Raw genomic sequence first — 1,545 nt, 5'->3', positions numbered from 1 at the left:
GCCGACGACAAAGTCAAAGTCATTCAGCTCGTAAAATATGCAGTAGAGGAGTTGGGCATTGAGAAGCCCGGAGTTATCTATGGCTCGACTGACTATTGTCTCGCTGCTCTCGATGTTGCTAAAGAGGAGTTCCCCAAGTATGGAATCGAAATAGTCGCAATGGAGCAGATCAAGGAAGGCGACAAGGATGCAACTGGTCAGCTTCTGAAACTAAAGAACGCCGGGTTCGATGGATTGATAGGACTTACACACGAATCTGAGGCTGCTGTAACAGTAAATCAACTCAGACAGTTGCAGATCGATGTCCCCATAATTGGGTTCTCTGCATGGGGCGTTCCTGCGTTCACAGATCTAGCACCGGAAGCAGCGATTGGTGTATACTCCGTTCAGGGATTCAATCCAATAGATCCCGATCCTGCAGTTCAAGCATTTGTTGAAGCCTATAAGGCCAGATGGGATGGCAAGGAACCAAGTGACCCTGGACAGGCTTACTATGACGGAATGTACCTTCTGGCAGATGCACTCAAGAATGTTGGAACAGACGGTACTAAGCTTGCTGAATACCTTGCGAATGAAGCGAACATCGTTGGTGTTCAGGGCGAACTCAAGTGCGACGAACACCACAACTTCACAAACGTCTGTCTAATCTCCCAGTTCGACGGAAAAGACTGGCAGATAATCACTAAGTTGTACTAAGCCTCTTTGCGGGAGGGGGCGTCCTGCCTACCTCCCGTTTACTTCCCTATAAGGAGTGTGAGTGATGCTTCAAGACATTCTCCAAAACATAGTTTCGGGGGCTTCGATCGGTGCCACATATGGACTCGTAGGACTCGGCGTGGTTTTCCTCTGGCTGACGATCTCAAGAATAAACTTCGCCAACATCTCGTCAGCGATGTTGGGAGCCTATCTGTTCTACAGTTTCTACACTCAGCTGAACCTGGGTTTTTTCATCTCTTTTGTTTTGTCTATTGCCATCATAGGGCTATATGGACTGGGGCTCAGAATATTCATATATGAGCCAATCAGAAAGAGGGGCGGTGGGCGTCTCGAATTCGTCGTTGCCACACTTATGCTGTGCACTTTTTGGCTCAACTTTATAATTGTCACTTATGGGGCTCTACCAAAACCCTTCCCGCCGGTATTCGGAGGAAGCAACGACTTCATTTCACTCGGTGGCATAAGAATTCCCTCTCTCTACTTGAACATCTATCTTGTAATTGCAATTCTTATGGTTTTCATCTATTTTATACTTAACAAAACGCTTATTGGAAAATCATTCCGTGCAGCTGCTCAAAATAGAGAAGCGGCAGCTCTCATGGGAATCGACGTGAAGGTAACGACCTCTCTATCCTTCATTCTGGCGACAGTCGTCGTGGGAATTGCCGGAATACTCCTTGCGCCTATTTACTTTGTCTCCCTCGAACTTGGAGGAGGTTCTATAGGGGTCAAAGGTTTTGCGTCGGCGGTACTGGGCGGATTGACAAACCCTTATGGAACGATACTCGGAGGAATATCTCTTGGTTTACTCGAAAACTTCTCGACCCT

2 protein-coding genes are annotated in these 1,545 nt (G+C 47.3%); both read left to right on the top strand.

Annotated elements, in window-relative coordinates; translation table 11 throughout:
* Window positions 1-696 (top strand): ABC transporter substrate-binding protein (locus BG32_RS01120; RefSeq protein ID WP_147434778.1); only part of this gene is annotated, 696 nt, incomplete at its 5' end.
* A 64-nt stretch (window positions 697-760) separates the two neighbouring features.
* The coding region (locus tag BG32_RS01115; RefSeq protein ID WP_147434777.1) for a branched-chain amino acid ABC transporter permease at window positions 761-1,545 on the top strand (785 nt) is incomplete at its 3' end.

The organism is Mesotoga sp. HF07.pep.5.2.highcov (assembly GCF_003666285.1).
In the GTDB taxonomy this organism is placed as follows: Bacteria; Thermotogota; Thermotogae; order Petrotogales; family Kosmotogaceae; genus Mesotoga; species Mesotoga prima.
This window is presented reverse-complemented; position numbering and strand designations above follow the sequence as displayed.